This is a genomic window from Sphingomonas sanguinis (genome assembly GCF_001476905.1).
Lineage (GTDB): Bacteria > Pseudomonadota > Alphaproteobacteria > Sphingomonadales > Sphingomonadaceae > Sphingomonas > Sphingomonas sanguinis_B.
Genome location: NZ_LDTE01000010.1, coordinates 84829 through 106514, shown reverse-complemented (window position 1 = coordinate 106514; position 21686 = coordinate 84829). Strand labels below are relative to the sequence as shown.

General features: G+C 65.3%; 27 protein-coding genes and 2 tRNA genes. 5 read left to right on the top strand and 24 right to left on the bottom strand.

The genetic code is table 11. The features are described 5' to 3' along the window. Positions 1-17 precede the first annotated feature (17 nt). The 20 genes from nuoI to gap all read right to left on the bottom strand — a co-directional run bounded on the left by nuoI (position 18) and on the right by gap (position 17125). On the bottom strand, positions 18-503 hold the full coding sequence (gene nuoI / locus SB4_RS02795) for an NADH-quinone oxidoreductase subunit NuoI (RefSeq protein WP_042483186.1): 486 nt from the start codon (positions 501-503) through the stop codon (positions 18-20). Further along, the gene (nuoH, locus tag SB4_RS02790) at positions 500-1555 is read right to left on the bottom strand and encodes an NADH-quinone oxidoreductase subunit NuoH (RefSeq protein ID WP_058751320.1); all 1056 of its coding nucleotides are present in this window, start codon (positions 1553-1555) and stop codon (positions 500-502) included. The genes nuoI and nuoH overlap by 4 nt, the downstream gene beginning before the upstream one ends. Next, the gene (gene nuoG / locus SB4_RS02785; RefSeq protein WP_058751319.1) at positions 1552-3570 is read right to left on the bottom strand and encodes an NADH-quinone oxidoreductase subunit NuoG; all 2019 of its coding nucleotides are present in this window, start codon (positions 3568-3570) and stop codon (positions 1552-1554) included. The genes nuoH and nuoG overlap by 4 nt, the downstream gene beginning before the upstream one ends. Next, positions 3570-4880: an NADH-quinone oxidoreductase subunit NuoF gene (gene nuoF / locus SB4_RS02780; protein ID WP_042483195.1), complete on the bottom strand. Its 1311-nt coding sequence runs from the start codon at positions 4878-4880 to the stop codon at positions 3570-3572. Before nuoF ends, nuoG begins: the two co-directional genes overlap by 1 nt. After that, entirely contained in the window at positions 4880-5554 is a 675-nt protein-coding gene (locus SB4_RS02775; protein WP_058733358.1) for a complex I 24 kDa subunit family protein, read from the bottom strand. Before SB4_RS02775 ends, nuoF begins: the two co-directional genes overlap by 1 nt. Further along, positions 5554-6789 carry an NADH-quinone oxidoreductase subunit D gene (locus SB4_RS02770; RefSeq protein WP_058751318.1) on the bottom strand — a complete coding sequence of 412 codons (1236 nt, stop codon included), beginning with the start codon at positions 6787-6789 and terminating at the stop codon, positions 5554-5556. The genes SB4_RS02775 and SB4_RS02770 overlap by 1 nt, the downstream gene beginning before the upstream one ends. After that, positions 6786-7541, bottom strand: coding sequence for an NADH-quinone oxidoreductase subunit C (locus SB4_RS02765; protein ID WP_058751317.1), 756 nt, complete (start codon positions 7539-7541; stop codon positions 6786-6788). The genes SB4_RS02770 and SB4_RS02765 overlap by 4 nt, the downstream gene beginning before the upstream one ends. Beyond that, on the bottom strand, positions 7538-8122 hold the full coding sequence (locus tag SB4_RS02760) for a NuoB/complex I 20 kDa subunit family protein (RefSeq protein ID WP_206378809.1): 585 nt from the start codon (positions 8120-8122) through the stop codon (positions 7538-7540). Before SB4_RS02760 ends, SB4_RS02765 begins: the two co-directional genes overlap by 4 nt. Continuing rightward, positions 8113-8487: an NADH-quinone oxidoreductase subunit A gene (ndhC, locus tag SB4_RS02755; protein ID WP_058733355.1), complete on the bottom strand. Its 375-nt coding sequence runs from the start codon at positions 8485-8487 to the stop codon at positions 8113-8115. Before ndhC ends, SB4_RS02760 begins: the two co-directional genes overlap by 10 nt. 196 nt (positions 8488-8683) lie before the next feature. Beyond that, positions 8684-9496 carry an inositol monophosphatase family protein gene (locus SB4_RS02750; protein WP_056438117.1) on the bottom strand — a complete coding sequence of 271 codons (813 nt, stop codon included), beginning with the start codon at positions 9494-9496 and terminating at the stop codon, positions 8684-8686. Between the two features lie 131 nt (positions 9497-9627). Then, positions 9628-10191, bottom strand: coding sequence for an elongation factor P (gene efp / locus SB4_RS02745; protein WP_058716349.1), 564 nt, complete (start codon positions 10189-10191; stop codon positions 9628-9630). A gap of 74 nt (positions 10192-10265) precedes the next feature. Further along, positions 10266-10850, bottom strand: coding sequence for a M23 family metallopeptidase (locus SB4_RS02740; protein WP_058751316.1), 585 nt, complete (start codon positions 10848-10850; stop codon positions 10266-10268). A gap of 23 nt (positions 10851-10873) precedes the next feature. Further along, entirely contained in the window at positions 10874-11899 is a 1026-nt protein-coding gene (locus tag SB4_RS02735) for a L,D-transpeptidase family protein (protein WP_058716347.1), read from the bottom strand. 110 nt (positions 11900-12009) lie between these two features. Next, the gene (gene thiE, locus SB4_RS02730; protein WP_058751315.1) at positions 12010-12696 is read right to left on the bottom strand and encodes a thiamine phosphate synthase; all 687 of its coding nucleotides are present in this window, start codon (positions 12694-12696) and stop codon (positions 12010-12012) included. 103 nt (positions 12697-12799) lie between these two features. Then, entirely contained in the window at positions 12800-13708 is a 909-nt protein-coding gene (locus SB4_RS02725) for a class I fructose-bisphosphate aldolase (RefSeq protein ID WP_058716366.1), read from the bottom strand. A 36-nt stretch (positions 13709-13744) separates the two neighbouring features. Next, positions 13745-14071, bottom strand: a complete 327-nt coding sequence (locus tag SB4_RS02720; RefSeq protein WP_058716345.1) for a type II toxin-antitoxin system PemK/MazF family toxin — start codon at positions 14069-14071, stop codon at positions 13745-13747. Then, a complete protein-coding gene (relB, locus tag SB4_RS02715) occupies positions 14068-14298 on the bottom strand; it encodes a type II toxin-antitoxin system RelB family antitoxin (protein WP_058751314.1) in 231 nt (76 codons plus the stop codon). Before relB ends, SB4_RS02720 begins: the two co-directional genes overlap by 4 nt. A 144-nt stretch (positions 14299-14442) precedes the next feature. Then, positions 14443-15642 (bottom strand): phosphoglycerate kinase, encoded by a 1200-nt coding sequence (locus tag SB4_RS02710; RefSeq protein WP_058751313.1) that lies wholly within the window; start codon positions 15640-15642, stop codon positions 14443-14445. After that, entirely contained in the window at positions 15639-16115 is a 477-nt protein-coding gene (locus SB4_RS02705) for an MOSC domain-containing protein (RefSeq protein ID WP_058751312.1), read from the bottom strand. The genes SB4_RS02710 and SB4_RS02705 overlap by 4 nt, the downstream gene beginning before the upstream one ends. Next, positions 16115-17125: a type I glyceraldehyde-3-phosphate dehydrogenase gene (gene gap / locus SB4_RS02700; protein WP_056438132.1), complete on the bottom strand. Its 1011-nt coding sequence runs from the start codon at positions 17123-17125 to the stop codon at positions 16115-16117. The genes SB4_RS02705 and gap overlap by 1 nt, the downstream gene beginning before the upstream one ends. Positions 17126-17316: 191 nt before the next feature. Here gap and SB4_RS02695 point away from each other — a divergent pair, with 191 nt between their 5' ends. From SB4_RS02695 to SB4_RS02680, 4 genes are all read left to right on the top strand, one after another. Continuing rightward, a complete protein-coding gene (locus SB4_RS02695) occupies positions 17317-17514 on the top strand; it encodes a hypothetical protein (RefSeq protein WP_058716340.1) in 198 nt (65 codons plus the stop codon). Beyond that, a complete protein-coding gene (locus SB4_RS02690) occupies positions 17514-17819 on the top strand; it encodes a cell division protein ZapA (RefSeq protein ID WP_058716339.1) in 306 nt (101 codons plus the stop codon). Before SB4_RS02695 ends, SB4_RS02690 begins: the two co-directional genes overlap by 1 nt. 205 nt (positions 17820-18024) lie before the next feature. Then, complete coding sequence (locus SB4_RS02685) at positions 18025-18558, top strand: 5-formyltetrahydrofolate cyclo-ligase (protein WP_058716338.1); 534 nt, start codon at positions 18025-18027, stop codon at positions 18556-18558. Beyond that, on the top strand, positions 18555-18758 hold the full coding sequence (locus SB4_RS02680; RefSeq protein ID WP_058751392.1) for a DUF2842 domain-containing protein: 204 nt from the start codon (positions 18555-18557) through the stop codon (positions 18756-18758). The genes SB4_RS02685 and SB4_RS02680 overlap by 4 nt, the downstream gene beginning before the upstream one ends. 70 nt (positions 18759-18828) lie before the next feature. Here SB4_RS02680 and SB4_RS02675 read toward each other — a convergent pair. From SB4_RS02675 to SB4_RS19905, 4 genes are all read right to left on the bottom strand, one after another. Further along, positions 18829-18905: transfer RNA gene (locus SB4_RS02675), tRNA-Asp, on the bottom strand. An 82-nt stretch (positions 18906-18987) separates the two neighbouring features. Beyond that, positions 18988-19064 (bottom strand) — tRNA-Asp (locus SB4_RS02670). Positions 19065-19121: 57 nt separating this feature from the next. Beyond that, complete coding sequence (locus SB4_RS02665; RefSeq protein WP_058751311.1) at positions 19122-20342, bottom strand: AI-2E family transporter; 1221 nt, start codon at positions 20340-20342, stop codon at positions 19122-19124. A gap of 101 nt (positions 20343-20443) precedes the next feature. Further along, entirely contained in the window at positions 20444-20620 is a 177-nt protein-coding gene (locus SB4_RS19905; protein WP_167348921.1) for a hypothetical protein, read from the bottom strand. Positions 20621-20743: 123 nt separating this feature from the next. On the opposite strand from SB4_RS19905, the gene SB4_RS02660 reads away from it, so the two are divergent. Then, positions 20744-21646: an acyl-CoA thioesterase gene (locus tag SB4_RS02660; RefSeq protein ID WP_058751310.1), complete on the top strand. Its 903-nt coding sequence runs from the start codon at positions 20744-20746 to the stop codon at positions 21644-21646. Positions 21647-21686 lie beyond the last annotated feature (40 nt).

Below are 21686 nucleotides of genomic sequence, written 5' to 3'. Positions count from 1 at the left end.
ACCGTTGGTCGCGGGCTTTAACGGTACGGCGCATCGGCGGCAAGGTTCGCCGCGATCGCGCTTTCCCAGCGGTCACCGTTATCGAGCAATTTCGACTTGTCGTAGATCAGCTCTTCGCGGGTCTCGGTCGAAAATTCGAAGTTCGGCCCCTCGACGATGGCGTCCACGGGGCAAGCCTCCTGGCACAGCCCGCAATAGATGCACTTGGTCATGTCGATGTCGTAGCGCGTCGTGCGGCGGCTGCCGTCGTCGCGGGGTTCCGCCTCGATCGTGATCGCCTGGGCGGGGCAAATCGCCTCGCACAGCTTGCACGCGATGCACCGCTCCTCGCCATTGGGATAGCGACGCAGCGCGTGCTCGCCCCGGAAGCGCGGAGAGATGGGGTTCTTCTCGAACGGATAGTTGATCGTCGCCTTCGGCTTGAAGAAGTAGCGAAGGGTAAGCGCATGGCCCTTCACGAACTCCCACAGCGTAAAAGCCTTGACGTACTGAGCAACGCTCATGCCGGAACTCCCACGCGCGCATACATCAGCACGCCAGACACCAAGAATACCCAGAACAGCGACACCGGCAGGAACACCTTCCAGCCCAGCCGCATCAGCTGGTCGTACCGGTAACGCGGCACGGTCGCCTTCACCCAGGAAAAGACGAAGAAGAAGAAGCACATCTTCAGCAGCAGCCAGACGATGCCCGGCACGACGTAGAGCGGTGCCCAGTTCACCGGCGGCAGATAGCCGCCCCAGAATAGGATCGCGTTCAGCGCGCACATCAGGATGACGTTGGCATATTCGCCCAGCCAGAACAGCGCGAACGACATCGAGCTATATTCGGTCTGGTAACCCGCGACGAGCTCCGACTCCGCTTCGGTCAGGTCGAACGGCGCGCGCTGCGTCTCGGCCAGCGCCGAGATGAAGAACATGATTGCCATCGGAAAGAGCAGCGGATTCAGGAAGAAGCCATTGACGCCCGTGTTCAGCACGCTCTTCTGCGCTTCGACAATGGCCGTCAGGTTGAAGCTGCCCGACCACATCACGACCGAAATCAGGATGAAGCCGATCGCAACTTCATAGGACACCATCTGCGCGGCCGCACGAAGCGCCGAATAGAAGGGATATTTCGAGTTCGACGCCCAGCCCGCCAGGATCACGCCGTATACGCCCAGCGACGACGCCGCGAGGACATAGAGCAGGCCGACATTGATGTTGGCGACGACCACGCCCGGCTGGAACGGCACCACCGCCCAGACGATCAGCGCGACCGTGAAGGTGATGATCGGCGCCAGCAGGAACAGCCCGCGATTGGCGGCGGCCGGAACGATGGTTTCCTGCAGGAAGACCTTCAGACCGTCAGCGAAGGACTGGAGCAGACCGAAGGGACCGACCACGTTCGGACCCCGGCGCAGCGCCATCGCCGCCCATATCTTGCGGTCGACATAGATGACCATCGCGACGGCCAGCATCAGCGGCAGCGCGATCGCCAGGATCCCGACCAGCGTCGCGATCGTCCAGGCCCAGCCATAAGGAAGGCCGAGCGTCGTGTTGAAAAACGCGGTCACTCCGCTGCCTCCGCATAGCTCTCACCATGGACCAGTTCGGCCGAACAGCGCTGCATCGTCGGGCTGGCGCGGCAGATCGCGTTGGTGAGGTAGAAGTCCTTGATCGGATAGCCTTCCAGCGTGCCGGTCGCGGTCGCGTTCAGCGACGGCGCGGCCCAGTCGAAGGTCACCAGGTCGAGCTTGCCCAGCGCCGGAACCTCGGCCGCCATGGCGGTGCGCAGCTCTTCGAGCGTGTCGAACGGCAGGGTCTGGCCCAGCACTTCGGACAGCGCGCGGAAGATCGTCCAGTCGTCGCGCGCATCGCCCGGTGCGAACACCGCACGGTCGCCGCGCTGCACCCGACCTTCCAGATTGACCCAGGTGCCCGACTTCTCGGCAAAGGTCGCGCCCGGCAGGATGACATCGGCGTGATGCGCACCCTTGTCGCCATGATGGCCGACGAACACCTTGAAGCTGCTGCCGAACTTGGCGAAGTCCACCTCGTCGGCGCCCAGGAAGAAGGCCAGCTTCGGCGCGGCCGAAACCACGTCGGCGATGCCGCCCTTCTGCGCATAGCCGAGCATCAGCCCGCCCATGCGAGCGGCGGCCATATGAACGACATTATAGCCGTTCCAAGCCGAGCCATCTTCCAGCGTCCGCACCAGATTGAACTGGTCGACCAGCTTCAGGCTCGCGCCATGCGCGCCCTTCAGCGCCGCGCCACCGACGATCACCATGGGGCGTACGGCCTTGCCGAACAGCTCGGTAACGCCCTCGGGCAGGTTGCCCAGCACCGACAGGTCGGCACCCAGCCACTCGACCTTGTAGGTCAGGTCTGTCTCGGAGCCGATCGCGAAGACCTTGGCACCCTTCTTGATCGCCTTGCGGATACGGGTGTTCACCAGCGGCGCTTCCCAGCGCAGATTGGTGCCGATCAGCAGGATCGCATCGGCGCGCTCGACGCCCGCAATGGTCGTGTTGAAGTTGACCGCAGCCAGGCTCGACACGTCATAGTCCATACCGGTCTGACGGCCCTCGAGCAGGGTCGAACCCATCTTGGCGAGCAGCGCCTTGGCGGCGAACATCGTCTCGCAATCGACCAGATCACCGGCGATGGCGGCGACGCTCGAACCGGCATTCACGTCACGGATCGCGGCGAACGCCTCGTCCCAGGTGGCGGGCACCAGCTTGCCGTCGCGGCGGATGAAAGGACGGTCGAGACGACGACGGACCAAGCCGTCGATCGCATGACGCGTCTTGTCGCTCGCCCACTCCTCGTTCACCTCGTCGTTGATGCGCGGCACGCAGCGCAGCACCTGGCGACCACGACTGTCGAGACGGATATTGGTGCCGACCGCGTCCATCACGTCGATGGCGAGCGTCTTCTTCAGCTCCCAGGGACGCGCCTCGAACGCATAGGGCTTGGACGTCAACGCGCCCACCGGGCACAAGTCGACGACATTGCCCGACAGCTCGCTCGACACCGCCTGTTCGAGATACGACGTGATCTGCATATTCTCGCCGCGATAGATCGCGCCAATTTCCTCCACGCCCGCGACCTCTTCGGCGAAGCGGACGCAGCGGGTGCACTGGATACAGCGGGTCATGACCGTCTTGACGATCGGACCCATATACTTCTCGGTGACGGCCCGCTTATTCTCGTCATAGCGGCTATGGCCCTTGCCATAGGCCATGGACTGATCCTGCAGGTCGCACTCGCCGCCCTGATCGCAGATCGGGCAGTCCAGCGGATGGTTGATCAGCAGGAATTCCATCACGCCTTCGCGTGCGGCCTTCACCATCGGGGTGGTGGTGAAGATCTCCTGATTGTCCGCCGCCGGAAGCGCGCAGCTCGCCTGCGGCTTGGGGGGCCCAGGCTTCACCTCGACCAGGCACATGCGGCAATTGCCCGCGATGGACAGCCGCTCATGATAGCAGAAGCGCGGGATTTCCTTGCCCGCCAGCTCGCAGGCCTGCAGCACGGTGGCGCCCTGCGGCACCTCGATCTCGACGCCGTCGACTTTGACCTTAGGCATTATTCGGCAGCTTCCATCATCGGGGCGTTGCCGCCCGTCTCGCCTTTGCGTTCGCGAATGCGGCGTTCCATCTCCGGGCGGAAGTGGCGGATCAGGCCCTGGATCGGCCAGGCCGCCGCGTCGCCGAGCGCGCAGATGGTGTGACCTTCGACCTGCTTCGTCACCTGGAACAGCGTGTCGATCTCGGACACATCGGCATCGCCGGTGCGCATCCGCTCCATCACACGCCACATCCAGCCGGTGCCTTCACGGCACGGCGTGCACTGGCCGCAGCTCTCATGCTTGTAGAAGTAGGACAGACGGCTGATCGCGCGGACGATGTCGGTCGACTTGTCCATGACGATGACGGCCGCCGTGCCGAGGCCCGATCCGACCGCCTTCAGGCCGTCGAAATCCATAGGCGCGTCCATGATCTCGGCGGCGGGCACCAGCGGCACCGACGAACCGCCCGGGATCACCGCGAGCAGATTGTCCCAACCGCCACGGATACCGCCACAATGCTTCTCGATCAGCTCGCGGAAGCTGATCGACATGCTTTCCTCGACCACGCAGGGGCGATCGACATGGCCGGAGATCTGGAAGAGCTTGGTGCCCTTGTTGTTCTCGCGCCCGAAGGACGAAAACCACTCGGCACCGCGCCGCAGGATGGTCGGGGCAACCGCGATCGATTCGACGTTGTTGACCGTCGTCGGGCAGCCATAGAGGCCCGCCCCCGCCGGGAAGGGCGGCTTTAGGCGCGGCTGGCCCTTCTTGCCCTCCAGGCTCTCGATCATCGCGGTTTCTTCCCCGCAGATGTACGCGCCGGCACCGCGATGGACGAAGACGTCGAAGTCGTAACCAGAGCCACAGGCATTCTTGCCCAGGAAGCCCCGGTCATAGGCCTCGGCGACCGCCGCGAACAGCGTCTCGGCCTCACGGATATATTCGCCGCGGATGTAGATATAGGCCGCCCGCGCACGCATCGCGAAGCCCGCAACCAGCGCGCCCTCGATCAGCTTGTGCGGGTCGTGGCGGATGATCTCGCGGTCCTTGCACGAACCCGGCTCGGACTCGTCGGCGTTGATGACCAGGAAGCTCGGCCGGTCGGGGCGCGGTTCCTTGGGCATGAAGCTCCACTTCATGCCGGTCGGGAAGCCCGCACCGCCGCGCCCACGCAGACCAGACGCCTTGATGACGTCGATGATCTTGTCTTGGCCCAGCTCCAGCAGCGCCTTGGTATTGTCCCAATCGCCACGCTTCATCGCCGCGTCGACGTTCCACGGCTGATAGCCGTAGAGATTGGTGAAAATGCGGTCCTTGTCAGCGAGCATTATGCGCCCCACTCCCCGCGATAGTCGTGATTGTCGCCGACCATGGCGGTCAGCGTGGTCGGGCCGCCGATCGGCTCGACCGTGTGGCGACCCGGCTCCTGCGTACCGGTCTTCGGCTGCTCGCCACGGGCCAGCGCCTCCAGGATCGTGACCGTGCGGTCGTAATCCAGATCCTCGTAATTGTCGTCGTTGATCTGGACCATCGGTGCGGAGGCGCAATTGCCCATGCACTCGACCTCGGTCAGCGTGAACATACCGTCGGGCGTGGTCTTGCCCTTGATCAGGCCCTTGTTCTTGCACGCCGCCAGCACATCGTCCGACCCGCGCAGCATGCACGGCGTCGTGCCGCACACCTGGACGTGATAACGGCCGACCGGCGCGAGGTTGAACATCGTGTAGAAAGTCGCGACCTCATAGATGCGCATGTACGCGACACCCAGTTGACGCGCGACGAACTCGATCACCGGCACGGGCAGCCAGCCCTGCGTCTGCGTCTCCGCCCCCACCTGGCGCTGGGCCAGATCGAGGAACGGGATCGAGCAGGACTGTTCGCGGCCCTTCGGATAGCGCGCGAGGATCTCGTTCGCCTTCTTCTGGTTCTCGTCGGTCCAGGCAAAATTGCCCCAGCGGGCGCGGACTTCCGCCTCATCGGGGATGTTGGGAGCGTCAGCCATTAGCGGTCACATTCACCAAAAACGATGTCCATCGCGCCCAGGATCGCGGTCGTATCGGCCAGCATATGCCCCTTGGACATGAACTCCATGGCCTGGAGATGGCTGAACGCGGTCGGGCGGATCTTGCAGCGATAGGGTTTGTTCGATCCGTCGGAGACGAGGTACACGCCGAATTCGCCCTTGGGGCTTTCGGTCGCGACATACACCTCACCGGCGGGGACGTGATACCCTTCGGTATAGAGCTTGAAGTGGTGGATCAGCGCTTCCATCGAGCGCTTCATCTCGGCGCGCTTGGGCGGCGTGACCTTGCGGTCGGTGGCGAGCACCGGACCTTCGGGCATCTGCGCCAGGCACTGCTTCATGATCCGGGCCGACTGGCGCACTTCCTCGACGCGCACCATGAAACGGTCATAGCAATCGCCGCTGGTGCCCACCGGCACGTCGAAGTCCACCTTGTCATAGGCGTCGTAAGGCTGCGACTTGCGCAGGTCCCACGGAATGCCCGAGCCGCGGATCATCGGGCCGGAGAAGCCCCACTTGATCGCGTCCTCGCGGTTGACCACCGCGATGTCGACATTGCGCTGCTTGAAGATGCGGTTGTTGGCGACCAGGCCGATCGCATCCTCGAATAGCTGCGGCAGACGCGTATCGAGCCAGTCGGCGATGTCGGTCAGCAGCTTGAGCGGCACGTCCTGGTGGACGCCGCCGACGCGGAAGTAATTCGCATGCATGCGCGCGCCCGAGGCCCGCTCATAGAAGTTCATGCAGTCTTCGCGAATCTCGAACAGCCACAGGTTCGGCGTCATCGCGCCGACGTCCATGACGTGGCTGCCGATGTTGAGCATGTGGTTCGAGATGCGCGTCAGCTCGGCGAAGAACGTCCGCAGATATTGCGCGCGCAGCGGCACTTCCAGATCGAGCAGCTTCTCGACCGCCAGCACATAGCTGTGCTCCATGCACATCGGCGAGCAATAATCGAGGCGGTCGAAATACGGCAGCGCCTGCGAATAGGTCTTGTACTCGATCAGCTTCTCGGTGCCGCGATGCAGCAGGCCGACATGCGGATCGACGCGTTCGACGATCTCGCCGTCCAGCTCCATGACAAGGCGAAGCACGCCGTGCGCCGCCGGATGCTGCGGACCGAAGTTGATCGTATAGTTCTGGATCGACACGTCGCCCGTGGTCGGGTCGGCATCGTCCGTCTTGTGGAGCAGTTCGTCGACGTAGTCGCTCACTGGTTCTGTCCTCCGCCCTTGCCCGGCACGACGTCCGGGTTTTTGGGCTTGTCCTCGGCCTTGTTGCCCGGATGCGGCTGACCCGCGCCGGTCTGCTTCGGCGCCTCGGTGGTCTTAGCCTCGGCGGCCTTGGGCATCGTGCCCTTCTCGTCGCCCGGCAGCACGTAGTCGGCGCCTTCCCACGGGCTCTGGAAGTCGAAATTGCGGAAGTCCTGCGCCAGCTTCACCGGCTCATAGACGACGCGCTTTTCCTCTTCCGAGTACCGCAACTCGGTATAGCCGGTCAGCGGGAAGTCCTTGCGCAGCGGATGGCCGCGGAAACCATAGTCGGTCAGGATGCGACGCAGGTCGCTATTGCCCGCGAACAGCACGCCGTACAGGTCATAGACCTCACGCTCCAGCCAGCCCGCGACCGGCCACAAGCCCGTCACCGACGGCACCGGCTTGTCCTCGTCGGTCGAGACATGGACGTGCAGGCGGTGGTTGCGGGTCAGCGAGAGCAGGCAATAGACCACCTCGAAACGCTCGTCGCGCTCGGGGTAATCGACGCCCGCGATTTCCATGAGCTGCTGATATTCCAGCCCCTTGGTATCGCGCAGCGCGGTCATCGCCGGAACCAGGTTCGCGCGGTCGACGACCAGCGCAACCTCACCAACATGCTCGCGCGCGCCGAGCAGCCAGGGGCCGAGCGCGGCACGGGCCGCGTCGATCACGCCGTCATTCGCGGCGAAACGGGGAGCAGGCGCCCTCACCGTTCGATGCTCCCGGCGCGGCGGATCTTCCTCTGCAGCTGCATCACGCCGTACAGCAGCGCTTCGGCGGTCGGCGGGCAACCGGGGACATAGATGTCCACGGGCACGATCCGGTCACAGCCGCGCACCACCGAATAGCTATAATGGTAATAGCCGCCGCCATTGGCGCAGCTGCCCATCGAGATGACATATTTCGGGTTCGACATCTGGTCGTACACACGACGCAGCGCCGGGGCCATCTTGTTGCACAGCGTGCCCGCGACGATCATCACGTCCGACTGGCGCGGCGACGCGCGCGGTGCGGCGCCGAAGCGCTCCAGATCGTAACGCGGCATGTTGACGTGGATCATCTCCACCGCGCAGCACGCCAGACCGAAGGTCATCCACCAGAGCGAGCCGGTGCGCGCCCATTGGAACAGTTCCTCGGTCGAGGTGACGAGGAAGCCCTTGTCGGTCAGCTCGCCGTTGAGCCCGTCGAAAAAGCCCTGATCGGGCTGAATGACGGCCTGGCCATCATGGGCGAGTCCGCCATGGGCCTGAGGCTTGAACTCAACCGGACCGGAGTGAAGATTTACTCCCAATCCAACGCTCCCTTCTTCCACGCATAGACGAGACCCAGCGCGAGCTCGCCGATGAAGATCATCATCGAAAACCAGGCGGTCCAGCCGAGGCTGAAGACACTCACCGCCCAGGGGTACAGAAACGCCGCTTCCAGATCGAAGATGATGAACAGGATGGCGACGAGGTAGAACCGCACGTCGAACTGGCTGCGCGGGTCTTCAAACGCGGGGAAGCCGCATTCATATTCGGACAGCTTCTGCTCGTTGGGCTTATGGGCACCGGTCAGGCGCGCCACGAGCATCGGCAGAAACACGAAGGCCGACGACAGTACCAGGGCAACGCCCAGGAACAGGAGGATCGGCAGATATTGCGACAGATCGACCAAGTTTTTCTCTCGCAGATGCGGAACTGGATGCGGATGGCTTTAGGCCGATGGGTCGGCCGGAGCAAGCCAGCGGAGGCATGAGAATGAATCGCAACTGAACCGTGCCATTCACCCCGTTCGACGAAATTTAAGATGGTATCTGAATAGGTTGAGCGCAATAGCAGCAGGCGATTGCGCTCAAAATCCCTTCAGCGCGTTAACGAAGCGCGTTCGCCAACAGCTTGTGCAGCTTGGAATGCAGGCCTTCGTTCGCCGCCAGATACTCGCCGCGCTCGAGCGACTTGTCCGAACCCCGGAAGTCGCTGACGAAACCGCCCGCTTCTCGCACCAGCAGCATGCCCGCCGCCGCGTCCCAGGGCTTCAGGCCCGACTCCCAGAAGCCGTCATAGCGACCCGCCGCGACCCAGGCGAGGTCGAGCGCGGCTGAGCCGAACCGGCGGATGCCGGCGACCTGCGGCGCGATCGCACCGAAAATGCGGCTCCACTGGACGAAATCGCCATGTCCCAGGAACGGGATGCCGGTGGCGATCAGCGCTTCCGACAGGTCGCGACGCGACGACACGCGCAGGCGGCCGTCCTGCAACCAGGCGCCCCGGCCCTTCTCGGCCCAGAAGCTCTCATCGGTCAGCGGCTGATAGATCAGGCCGGTGGTGACCTCACGCTTGCCGTTCGCCAGCGGCTCCTCGACCGCGATCGAGATGGCGAAGTGCGGGATGCCGTGCAGGAAGTTCGAGGTGCCGTCGAGCGGGTCGATGATGAAGCGCGGCTTGGACGGATCGCCCTTGATCTCGCCGCCCTCCTCCATGAGGAAGTTCCAGTCGGGACGCGCCTTCTTCAGTTCCTCGAAGACGGTTTCCTCGGCACGCTTGTCGGCCATCGACACGAAGTCGGCAGGGCCCTTGCGACTAACCTGGAGGTGCTGGACTTCGTTGAAGTCGCGGCGGAGACGCGGGGCGGCCTTGCGCGCGGCGCGTTCCATGATGGTGAGAAGCCCGGAGTGCGAGGCCATGATCGTCCTTTCGATCGCGCCGCTGCTCGTTCCCAGGGCGCTCAAAATTGAAAAGGCCCGCCGCGAACGACGGGCCGGGACGGCGGATGACGGGGTCGCGCTACGCTGCGCCGGTCATCCGCCGATCGTCATTAGTCCGCGCGGCGGACGTAGGTCTGTTCGTACACGTCGACGACGATGCGCGTTCCGCTCGCGATGTGCGGCGGCACCATCACGCGGACGCCATTGTCGAGGATGGCGGGCTTGTACGAGGACGAGGCGGTCTGCCCCTTCACCACGGCGTCGGCCTCGACGATGGTCGCTTCGATCTGGTCGGGCAGCTGGACCGAGATCGGCTTTTCCTCGTGCAGTTCCATCACGACGTCCATGCCGTCCTGCAGGAACGCGGCGGCATCGCCCAGCAGGTCGCGCGGCAGCGTGATCTGCTCATAGGTTTCCTTGTCCATGAAGGTCAGGTCGTCGCCTTCCGCGAACAGGAACTGGAAGTCCTTGGTATCCAGGCGGACGCGCTCGACCGTCTCGGCGGAGCGGAAGCGGACGTTGGTCTTGCGGCCGTCGATGAGGTTCTTCATCTCGACCTGCATATACGCACCGCCCTTGCCGGGCTGGGTGTGCTGAATCTTCACGGCGCGCCAGATGCCGCCTTCATACTCGATGATGTTGCCGGGACGAATGTCCACGCCGCTGATCTTCATGGGTCTTCAACCTGCTGGAAAGAGCGAAGGACACCGGCGCGACACACGCGGCCCGGCCTCCTGTGTCGGCCGCTTTAACGCGAAGCGGTCTTTCCGGCAAGCAGCGGATAGGGGTCGACCGGCTCACCCTGATACCAGCCGTCACCGGCCCGCATCCAGTGGACGGCGAAATGTAGATGGGTGTTGCCCGGCCCCGCATTGCCGCTGTCGCCGACATAACCGACGACCTGACCCTGGCGAACCCGCTGCCCTTCCGCCAGCCCCGGCGCGTACCCCTGAAGATGCGCATAATAGAGGCTCCAGCGCTGATCCGGCGAGCGGATATAGAGCGTATGGCCGCCGCGTTCGCTATCGAACAGCTTCTCGATCGTGCCCCCAAAGGCCGCGACCACCGGGGTTCCGGCCGGGGCCATGATGTCCAACCCTTGATGCTGCCGCTTGCCACCCTCGCGCGGGTCGCCCCAGTCGCGGTGCAACTTCGCCACGGGATAGCCCGCCACCGGCATGACGAGGGACGCGGAGCTCCCCGCGACGCCCGGCGTCTTGGGTGCCGGAGCCATCGGCACGACCACGCCGCCCGTCCCGAAGGACAACATCGACACGAAGCCGCCGACCACCACGACGATCGCGCCCAGCATCACCCAGCCGAAGCGCGACAAGGGCCCCGTCCCCCTCGCCTTCCTCATTCCTGGAACACCGCCTGCGTGCCGGGCTTCACCATCAACGACAGCCGTGCAGCATCCCAGTTGGTCAGGCGGATGCAGCCATGGCTCTCGGCCCGCCCGATCGTCTCGGGACTAGGCGTCCCGTGGATGCCGTAATGCGGCTTGGACAGGTCGATCCAGATCACCCCGACCGGTCCGTTGGGACCCGGCGGCAGCATCGCCTTGCGATCCCCCTTGTCGGCATCCCAGAACAAGGCGGGGTTGTAGTGAAATTGCGGATTATAGTCCGCGCCATAGATTTTCCACGTACCGATGGGCAGCGGATCATGCTCCGACCCCATCGTCGCCTGGAACTGCGCGACCAGCTTGCCCTGCCCGTCCAACACACGCAGCACGGAATCCGACTTGTCGACGACGATCTTCTCGCCGCGCGGCTGGCGCGCATCGACGTTCAGGCTGTTCAGCGTCGCCTTCCAGTCCGCCGGAAAGACATCCGGGTAAGCGCGCGACGTGGGTAGCGAGTTGGGCACGACCAGCCGCTGGCCGACCTTCACCTGCGCACCCGGATTGAGCGCGGCGAGGATGGCAGGCGTGGTATGGAAACGCTCGCCCAGCGCTTCCCAGGCGTCGCGATAGCCCAGGCGCGGCAGCTTGGCCTGCTCCGGCGGGTCCTTGGGCAGTGGGTTGGTATAGGGGCCGTCGACCGTCTTCTGGTCGATCACCACCGTCTTGGTCGGACGCCAGCCACGATAGGGATACAGCGCCTTCAGCGTCGCGCTGTCCGGCTCACCGGTCACCGGCAGGCCGCGCGCCTCCTGAAAGCCCTTGAGCGCGGCGGTCAGCGACATGCCACGCCGCCCGTCGATCACCCCCGGCGAGAAGGCCAGATGGTCCAGGATCACCTGAACATGCATCACGCTAGGGTCGATTTCGCTGCGATCGATCGGCTTGACCTCCTGCGCGGGGGCGGGCGTCGGATGGGTGGCGACGGCCACCAGTGCCAGTGCCACTCCGCCGCCCATCGCGATCGCCAGCTTCTTCATGCGCCCCATCCTTTACGCCGTTCGTACCTGGTTGATAAACGCAGGCAACGGCGCTTGTTTCCGATGCGCAACGGGTTGGCGCCGCCGGCAACGGGATGGGGCGATGGAAATCAGTTCTTCAAAATCTCGGCAAAGGCCTTCACCGCCGTGGCTTCGTCGCCATTCCACACGCCAGCCGACACCGCCAGGAAGTCCGCCCCCGCCTTCACCAACGGCGCGGCATTGTCGGGCGTGATGCCGCCGATCGCGACGCAGGGCAACTCGAACAGGGTCGACCACCAGGATAGGATCACCGGCTCGGGCCGATGCTGGGTGTCCTTGGTCGTGGTCGGATAGAAGGCACCGAACGCCACATAGTCCGCGCCGCTTTCGCCCGCCTGCATGGCGAGGTGGCGGCTGTCGTGACAGGTCACGCCGATCTGCACCGTCGGGCCGAGCACGTCGCGGGCCTCGCGCGCATCGCCGTCGTCTTGCCCCAGATGCACGCCGTCCGCGCCCAGCCGCTTGGCCAGGCTGATGCTGTCATTGACGATGAACGCCACGTCGCGGTCGGCACAGATACGCTGGAGCGGCTCGGCCAGCTTGGCGGCGGCGTGCTGGTCCATGTCCTTGACGCGGAACTGGAAGGCCGCGACCGGCCCGGCATCCAGCGCGCGCGCCAGACGGTCGGCGAAGCCACCGGTCACGTCGAGCGGCGAGATCAGGTAAAGCTGGCAGGGGGGGCGCCGCATGTCGCGCACAAAGGCGTCGGCGAATTGCGGATCGAGGGGCCCCAGGGGATCGTCTTCAAGCGTCATGGCCCTTCCCCTAGCGCCTGACGCGGCGTCCGTCACCTATGCGGTGCCGGTGCGGAATGGGCGTCCCGGTTCCCCAACCGGAACGCCCAAGCCTAGCAAGAACTTATTCCTCGTTCTTGTAGATCGCGATCAGCTTATCGAGCATCGCCAGCGCCTCGTCGCGCGGACGCTGGAAGGTATTGCGGCCGATGATCGAGCCATTGCCGCCACCATCGCGAATGTCGCGGGCGTCCTGATAGACGGCATCGGCGCCCTTGGCCGCGCCGCCGGAGAAGACGACGATCCGGCGGCCCGCGAAGCTCGACTGGACGACGTGGCGCACCCGGTCGGCCTGGTTGGACCAATCGGTGCCCTCATAGGCCGACTTCGCTTCGGCCTGTTCGATATGATCGGTCGGCAGCTTCACCTTGATGATATGTGCGCCGAGCAGCGCGGCCATGTGCGCGGCATAGGCACCGACGTCGAGCGCCAGCTCGCCGTCCTTGGACAGCTTGCCACCACGCGGATAGCTCCAGATGACGGTGGCGAGACCCGCCTCGCGCGCTTCGGCCGACAGGATGGCGATCTGGTCCATCGCGTCGAAAATGCCGTCCGAGCCCGGATAGATGGTAAAGCCGATCGCCGCGCAGCCCAGCCGTACCGCATCCTGCACGCTGCCCGTCACGGCCTGGGTGATCGAGGTGCCCCAGCTATTCGAGCTGTTGATCTTCAGAATGGTCGGGATCTGGCCTGCGAAGGTGTCGGCCCCGGCCTCCAGCATGCCCAGCGGCGCGGCATAGGCCGACAGCCCGGCGTCGATCGCCAACTGAAAATGGTAATGCGGGTCATAGGCGGGCGGATTGACCGCAAAGCTGCGCGCCGGGCCGTGCTCGAAACCCTGGTCGACCGGCAGGATGATGACCTTGCCGGTGCCGCCCAGCTTGCCCTGCATCAGGATGCGGGCCAGGTTCGCCTTCACCGCGGCGGGCGTACCTTCATACTTGTCGAGAATGGCCTTTACGGTCGGGGTCATCATGTCTCTCCAGATTGGTGTCGGGCTGTAAAAAGATCAGAGCATCAGCCAGCGGCGCAGCGCCTGATCGACCTGCTCCATCCGGGTGGGCGAAGCATGGCCGATGACTTTGACGATATGATTGCGGGGGATGGACAGGATCTTGTCCACCTGCACCTCGCACTCGACGGTCAGGCCGGTATGCTCGCGCGGAGAAAAGGCGACACGGAACAGCGCCTCGCCGCCGACGACCGAGGTCATCGGGCAGACGGTGATGGTGTTATGCGTCTCGTTATAAAGGTCCGACTGAACGACCAGGAACGGGCGGTGGTCGCCCCCCTCCCCGTTCGTGGCCAGCACGATGGCGGCATGGGCGATCGTCATGCGTCACCCTTCTTGGCCAGCGCGTTCCAGAAGGCGAAGTCCTCCGGCGTGTCACGCTTCGACGCGCGGGTCGACTGGCGGCGCGCCTCGCGGCGATAGGCCTCGTCATGCAGGTCGACATAGCGACGCACCGCTTCGCGCGCGATGTCGCTCTTGCTGCGCCCCTGCGTGCGCGCGACGGCGGCCAGCCGCTCTTCCAATTCGGTGTCGAGACGGACGCCGAGCATTGCCACTTCCTTCGTTTAACGCGTTTAACCTAGCAAGTCTGGCGCGGCGGATCAAGCGGCTGTCTGACCAATTGCGACGCCCAAGAAAAAACCCCGCCGCCCGGGTAGGCGACGGGGTGATCGTCATGCCGAGTGGCTCGACCGTCAGGCCGTCAGTGCCGCGACGCCGGGCAGGTCCTGCCCTTCCATCCATTCGAGGAACGCGCCCCCCGCCGTCGAAACGAAGGTGAACTGCGTGCCGACGCCCGCCTGGTTCAGCGCAGCGACGGTATCGCCACCACCGGCGACCGAAACGAGGCTGCCGTCCTGGGTCAGCGCCGCCGCCGTCTTGGCGAGCGCGACGGTCGCCATGTCGAAGGGCGGCGTCTCGAACGCGCCGAGCGGACCGTTCCAAACCAGCGTGCGGCAGTTCTTCAATACGTCGCCCAGCGCCTCGACGGCATTGGGGCCGAGGTCGAGGATCATCTCGTCGGCGGCGACTTCGTGGACGTTGACGGTGCGGGTTTCGGGGTTCGGCTTGAACTCCTTGGCGACGACGACGTCATACGGCAGATGCACGGTGCAGCCCGCCTTGTCGGCCGCGTCGAGAATCTCCTCGGCGGTGCCGGCCAGGTCATGCTCGCACAGCGACTTGCCCACATCGACCCCGCGCGCGGCCAGGAAGGTGTTGGCCATGCCGCCGCCGATGATGAGGTGATCGACCTTGCCGACCAGATGCTTGAGAACCGCGAGCTTGGTCGAGACCTTGGCGCCGCCGACCACCGCCGCGACCGGATGCTCGGGATTGCCCAGCGCCTTTTCCAGCGCGTCGAGTTCGGCCTCCATCGCCCGGCCGGCAAACGCCGGGAGGACGCGAGCCAGACCCTCGGTCGAAACGTGCGCGCGGTGCGCGGCCGAGAAGGCGTCGTTGACATAGAGGTCGCCCAGCTTGGCGATCTGCGCCGCCAATTCGGCGTCGTTCTTTTCCTCACCCGCATGGAAGCGCGTGTTTTCCAAAATCGCGATATCGCCGGGGTTGAGCGTCGCGACCGCGGTCTCCGCTGCCTCGCCCGCCACGTCGTCGATGAAACGCACCGGGCGGCCCAGCACGTCGCTGTACGGCTGGGTCAGCATCGCCAGCGAGAATTCGGGGTTGCGCTGCCCCTTGGGGCGGCCGAAATGGGCCAGGATCAGGACGATCGCGCCCTTGTCAGCCAGTTCGGTCACCGTCGCGATCGTCGCGCGCAGGCGGGTGTGGTCCGTCACGCGGCCATCGGCCATCGGCACGTTCAGATCCTCGCGGACCAACACGCGCTTGCCCTGGACATCGCCCATATCGTCGAGCGTCTTGAAGGCCTTGGTCATGATTCCTCGATCCTGATGTTATCGCCGATGCGGATCGTGCCGCCCTCGATCACGCGGGTGCATACGCCGCCGCGCCAGTCGGACTTGAGGGCCGCCTGCAATCCGTCGGCGATCGCGTCCATGCGGTGGCACGGATCGCATTCGATGGTGATTTCCAGAAGGACGGGCCCGACGCGTAAGCGGGTGCCCGGAATTTGGGGAAGGTCGAAATCCTCGACCAGCAGGTTCGCCCGGCGCTCCTGCCAGGGGATGTCACGGCCGATCTCGGCCAGCGCGGCGTCCCAGTCGGCTCGCTCGATCAGCGTGACCTGTCGACGCCCGCGGCCGCCGGGCTTCACGCGCCCGCGCACATCGCCTTCCACCCCGCCGTCCAGGGTGACGATGGCGGTGTCGATCACCTCCATCGGCCCCTTCGGCACGGCATGGCGGGCGATGCCGGCCAGACGCCCGGTCATCGCCCGCGCCGTCGTCATCAGAGGAACTTCGCCATCGCGGTCGCGGTGTCGACCATGCGGTTCGAGAAGCCCCATTCATTGTCGTACCAGGACACGACGCGCACCAGCTTGCCGTCGATCACCGCCGTCTCCAGGCTGTCGACGGTCGAGGACTGCGGCGAGTGCATCAGGTCGATCGAGACCAGCGGCTCGTCGGTGTAGACCAGCACGCCCTTCAGCGCCTCGCTCTCCGATGCCGCCTTCAGGATCGCGTTGACCTCTTCCTTGGTCGTGTCACGCGCGGGCGTGAAGGTCAGGTCGACCAGGCTGACGTCCGGGGTCGGCACGCGGATGGCCGAGCCGTCCAGCTTGCCCTTCAGTTCCGGCAGAACCTCACCCACCGCGCGGGCAGCGCCCGTGGTGGTCGGGATCATCGACATGGCGGCGGCGCGGGCGCGGCGCAGGTCGGGGTGGATCTGGTCGAGGATCTTCTGGTCGTTGGTATAGGCGTGGACCGTGGTCATCAGGCCGCGCTCGATGCCGATCGCGTCGTTCAGCACCTTGGCGACCGGCGCCAGACAGTTGGTGGTGCACGAGGCGTTCGACACGATGGTGTGGTCGGCGGTCAGCTTGTCATGGTTGACGCCGTACACGACGGTCAGGTCGACATTCTTGCCCGGCGCCGAGATCAGCACCTTCTTGGCACCCGCGGCGATATGCTTTTCGCACGACGCCTTGTCGGTGAAGAAGCCAGTGCACTCCAGGACCAGGTCGACACCCAGTTCCTTGTGCGGCAGGTTCGCCGGATCACGCTCGGCGGTGACGCGGATGCGCTTGCCGTCGATCACGATGTCGTTGCCCTCGGCCGAGACTTCACCCGGATAGCGGCCATGGATGCTGTCGCGGCTGAACAGCCAAGCGTTCGACTTGGCGTCGGCGAGATCGTTGATCGCGACCAGCTCCAGCGCGTCACCACCCCGCTCGAGGATCGCACGGGCGACCAGTCGACCGATGCGGCCGAAACCGTTGATTGCAACCTTGACCGTCATGCCAGCAAGCTCCTGTCTCATATCGGCCGTGCCTTGGACGACACCGCCCCGGTAGGATGGAAATCGCAGATTGCGATTCCATCGTCAGCGCCACGCCTTTCGGAGGCGATCGGTTCGCTGTCAACCGCCGCGACGCGCCGAACCGTCCAATTCCGGGTTGCCGCGATATGTCAGCCTGCTAAGCCGATTTCATGTCCGAACCCATTGCCGACGACGCCCTTTCCTCGGTCGAGCGGATCGACCGCGCCATCGCCCGGATCGAACGCGCGATCCGAACCCGCGCGGCGAAGGAAGACGCGCTCGCCCGCCGTCACGCCGCCCTGAAGGCGCGCATGGCCGAGGCGGTGACCGCGTTGGACGACGTCATCAGCCGGGGGAGCGCCGCCTGATGGCCGAGGTCACGATCATGGTCGGCGACCGCCCGCACCGGGTGGCGTGTCAGGACGGCGGCGAAGCGCGTGTGCGCATGCTGGGCCAGATGCTGGACCAGCGCTGGCCGGCGGCCCTGCGTGCCTCGGGCGGCCATAATGGCGAGCGGGCGCTGCTGTTCGTCGCGCTGATGCTCGCCGATGCGCTGGAAGAAGCCGAGCGCCGCCCCCCGGCGGGATCGGCGGTCACCGAGGCCGCGCTGGCCCGGATCGCCGAGCAGCTGGAGGCGCTGGCCGATGCACTGGATGAGGAAAGCCGCCCTTGAGTAACGCGGAGCCCTCGCCTACATGGGTTGGCGGCGGGTTCTGCCCGGTACGAGCCACGATAATCCCTGAGGCTATTCTTCATCCAAGGGGGCTGTCCCTGCCCGGACTCTGGTCCGACGCACATGGTCCCCACCTGACGTATTGGGCGTCAGTGGATATTACGGCACACGGCCACGGCGGTCCCGCCACCCGCCCCTTTCCAACATGATCGACAAACGCGCCCTCCGCGCCCGGATGCGCGCCATACGGGATGCGCATGGCCCCGGCCTGTTGCCGGTCGCACGCCCCTTTCTGGACCGCCTGCTGCCCGGACAGATCGTCGCAGCGTATCGCCCGCTCGGGGCCGAGGCGGACCCGGCGTTGTGGGTGGAGGCGGCGCTCCATGCGGGGGCGACGATCGCCCTGCCCCATGTCGTCGACCGGGCAAGCCCGATCCGCTTCCTGCGCTGGGCCGATGGCCAGCAATTGCAGGTGGGCGCGTTCGGCCTGCATCAGCCCGATCCCGACGCCCCCGAATGCACGCCCGACATCATCCTGACGCCGCTGGTCGGCTTCGACCGGCACGGCAACCGGCTGGGCCAAGGCGCAGGCCATTACGACCGCGCCTTCGCCGCCCATCCCGATGCCTGGCGCATCGGCATCGCATGGGGGGTGCAGGAGGTCGCAGAGCTCAAACCCGATGACTGGGACGTGCCGCTCCACGCCATCGCCACCGAATCGGAATGGATCGCCCCATGACCCCCAGTTGGCGCAAACCCGCCGGAATGCTGCTGATCGTCGCGATCATCATCGTCTGGGCGATGCTGGTGGTCAGCCTCTCCGGCACGGTCGGCCAGTGGCATTGGGTGCTGCAGCTGGTGTTCTACATCGTTGCGGGGATCGTGTGGATCACGCCGATGAAGCCGCTGCTACGCTGGATGGAGGGCGATCGACGCTAAGGATCGCAGCATGGGGAGGACGCGAGGGCCATCCTCGCGCGGTGGCAAAGAAAAACGCCATCCCGAAGGATGGCGCGAGTGACGGGGCTCGAACCCGCGACCTCCGGCGTGACAGGCCGGCGCTCTAACCAACTGAGCTACACCCGCTTGAAAGCCATGTGATGCCGACCCAAGTCAGCACCGGCCCCAATGGGGATTTCGACATTTTCAGCCATTCTCTTGAAGAGGATGGCGCGAGTGACGGGGCTCGAACCCGCGACCTCCGGCGTGACAGGCCGGCGCTCTAACCAACTGAGCTACACCCGCTGAAAGCGTCGAGGCGCGCCAACTAGGCGAGCCTCCCGGACCTGTCAACGGATCATTTCAACTTTCTTGCGGAACGTCCGCCGGATCACTTTCACGGTCGAGATGGGTGAGCGTGCCATGCTCGAACAGGAAGCCTGCGATGTCGGGCTTCCCGGCAGCCTTCAGCACGGTCTGGAGGATGATCAGCAGTGGCACGGCCAGCAGCGCGCCCGTGGTGCCCCAGACCCATCCCCAGAAGCTCAGCGAAACCAGGATCAGCACCGGGCTGATGGTCAGGCGATGCCCGACGATCAACGGGGTGATCAGGTTCGCCTCGATCAGGTGCATGCCGTACATGATCGCGGGGGGCGCCAGCGCGACCCAGATGTCGCTGAAGGTCATCAAGCCCCCGACCGCGAGCAGCAGAGCGCCGATCACCGGCCCGAAATAGGGAATATAGTTCAGCAGCGCGACGATACCGCCCCACATGAGCGGATAGGGCATGCCGAACAGCGACAAGGCCCCCGCCACCGCGCCGCCCAGCGCCAGATTGATGATGGTGATGGTGCCCAGATAGGCGGACACGTCGTCCACCACCTCCTGGATCACCCGCGCAGTCGCCATCGCGCCGTCGAAGCTGGTCCGCCCGCGAATCGTCTCGCGCCGCATCCGGGTCCAGCCCGACAGGACGAAGAAGACGACGAGAACACCGAACAGGAACTGCACGATCAGGCCGGGCGCGGAGGTCGCCGCCAGTTCCAAGATCGAACTGGGCGGTGAGACGGCGGCGGTCTGCGGCTGGCGGATCGGAGTCGTGGCGACCTGGCGCAGCGCCTTGTTCACATAGCGTTCGAGGCTGGAATACAGGTCGAGCAGCGGAGCCAGATTGTCCTGGATGCGCCCGATCCGGCTGGGCAGCAGGCGGAAGAAATCGGTCGCAGGCACGATGATCGCGGCCAGCGCGACATTGGCGACGATCAGGAACAGCAGCACACACATCAGCGCCGCCACCGCCGAAGGCACGCGCCGCCGCTCCAGCCACTCCAGGATCGGGACCAGCGCGATGGCGATGACCAGCGCGGTGGTCAGCGGCAGGAAGAACTCCGCCCCCTCCTTCAGCGCGAAAGGCAGCGCCAGGACGAAGCCTGCCCCGGCCGTCAGCGTCAACCCGGCCAGCAGCCGATCGCGCCGCATCGCGATCCGTACCGCATCCCGAGACCCCATGCCGACCGGCAGCCCCAGGACCGAATCACCATCTGTCCGAATTTTTTCGACCGGGTCGTCTTGCGCGTCACTCATGGCGGACACGTTAGCGGCTTTCCCCGTCCAGAAAAGCCGCTAACGTCGCAGGAAGATGACGTTTATGTCATGATTGTCCCGACCCGGTTCCAGGCCGGCTCTTACCAGGCGCGCGGGATACCCCCGGTACGCTCCGCCACGGCATTTTCGATCGACTGAAGCTGGGTCCGGGACAGGACGCCCGCATCCATCAGGTGACGCATCAATTCGTCGGTCAATGCCGCCAGAAAATGCAGTTCGGCCCGTTCCGAGGCACCATCTTCGTTCAACGCGTCCATCGCCTACTCCAACCACCCTTGATCGACGCCCTTGGTGTAGCGACGCGTTCCGGGCCGCGAAAGTATCTTTCCACCCGCCACACCCCATTGACGTTTACGTGAGCGGCAACCATCACCCTGGGGATGACCGACCGAACGCTCCCCTCCCCCGAAGCACTGGCACAGGGCCTTGTCGCCCTGCTCGATGTCGAGGAGATCGACACCGACCTGTATCGCGGCGCCAGAAAGCCCGGCGGCGAGGGTCGCGTGTTCGGCGGACAGGTGATCGCCCAGGCGCTGCAGGCGGCGCAGCGATCGACCGAGGCCCCGCGCACCGCCCACTCGCTCCACGCCTATTTCATGCGGCCCGGCGACGAGCGCTATCCCATACTCTACCGCGTCGAGCGCGATTTCGAGGGACGCAGCTTCGCCACCCGCCGCGTGATCGCGATGCAGAAGGGCAAGCCGATCCTGAACCTGGCCTGCTCGTTCCAGACGCCCGAAGAGGGGCTGCATCATCAGGATGCGATGCCCGACGTGCCCGCGCCCGACACGCTGACGCCGGAGCGTGAATTGCTGGCGCGGCTGGGCGACCAGGTTCCGGCTCCACTCCGCGCTTTTCTCCAGCGTCCACGCCCGATCGAGCTGCGCCCCGTCGACCCGCGCCAGATGCTCACACCCGAGCCGCGCGACCCCACCCAAGCGATCTGGTTTCGCCTGGTCGCACCGATCGGCGACGACCCCGCGCTGCACCGGGCCGTCCTGGCCTATGCCAGCGACTTCGCACTGCTCGGCACCTCGACCCTGCCGCATGGGGTGAACTGGCTGATCGACGACATGCAGACCGCCAGCCTCGACCATGCGCTGTGGCTGCACGAGCCGTTTCGCGCCAACGAATGGCTGCTCTACACGACCGACAGCCCCTGGGCGGGCCATGCGCGCGGGTTCAACCGGGGGCGCATCTTCTCAGCGGACGGGCGGCTGGTGGCCAGCGTCGCGCAAGAGGGGCTGATCCGCCTGCGCTCCTCCAGTTCCGTTGACGCCTAAGCGGCTTGGAAAGCCCGGGACAGGCCGATCACGCGGACCA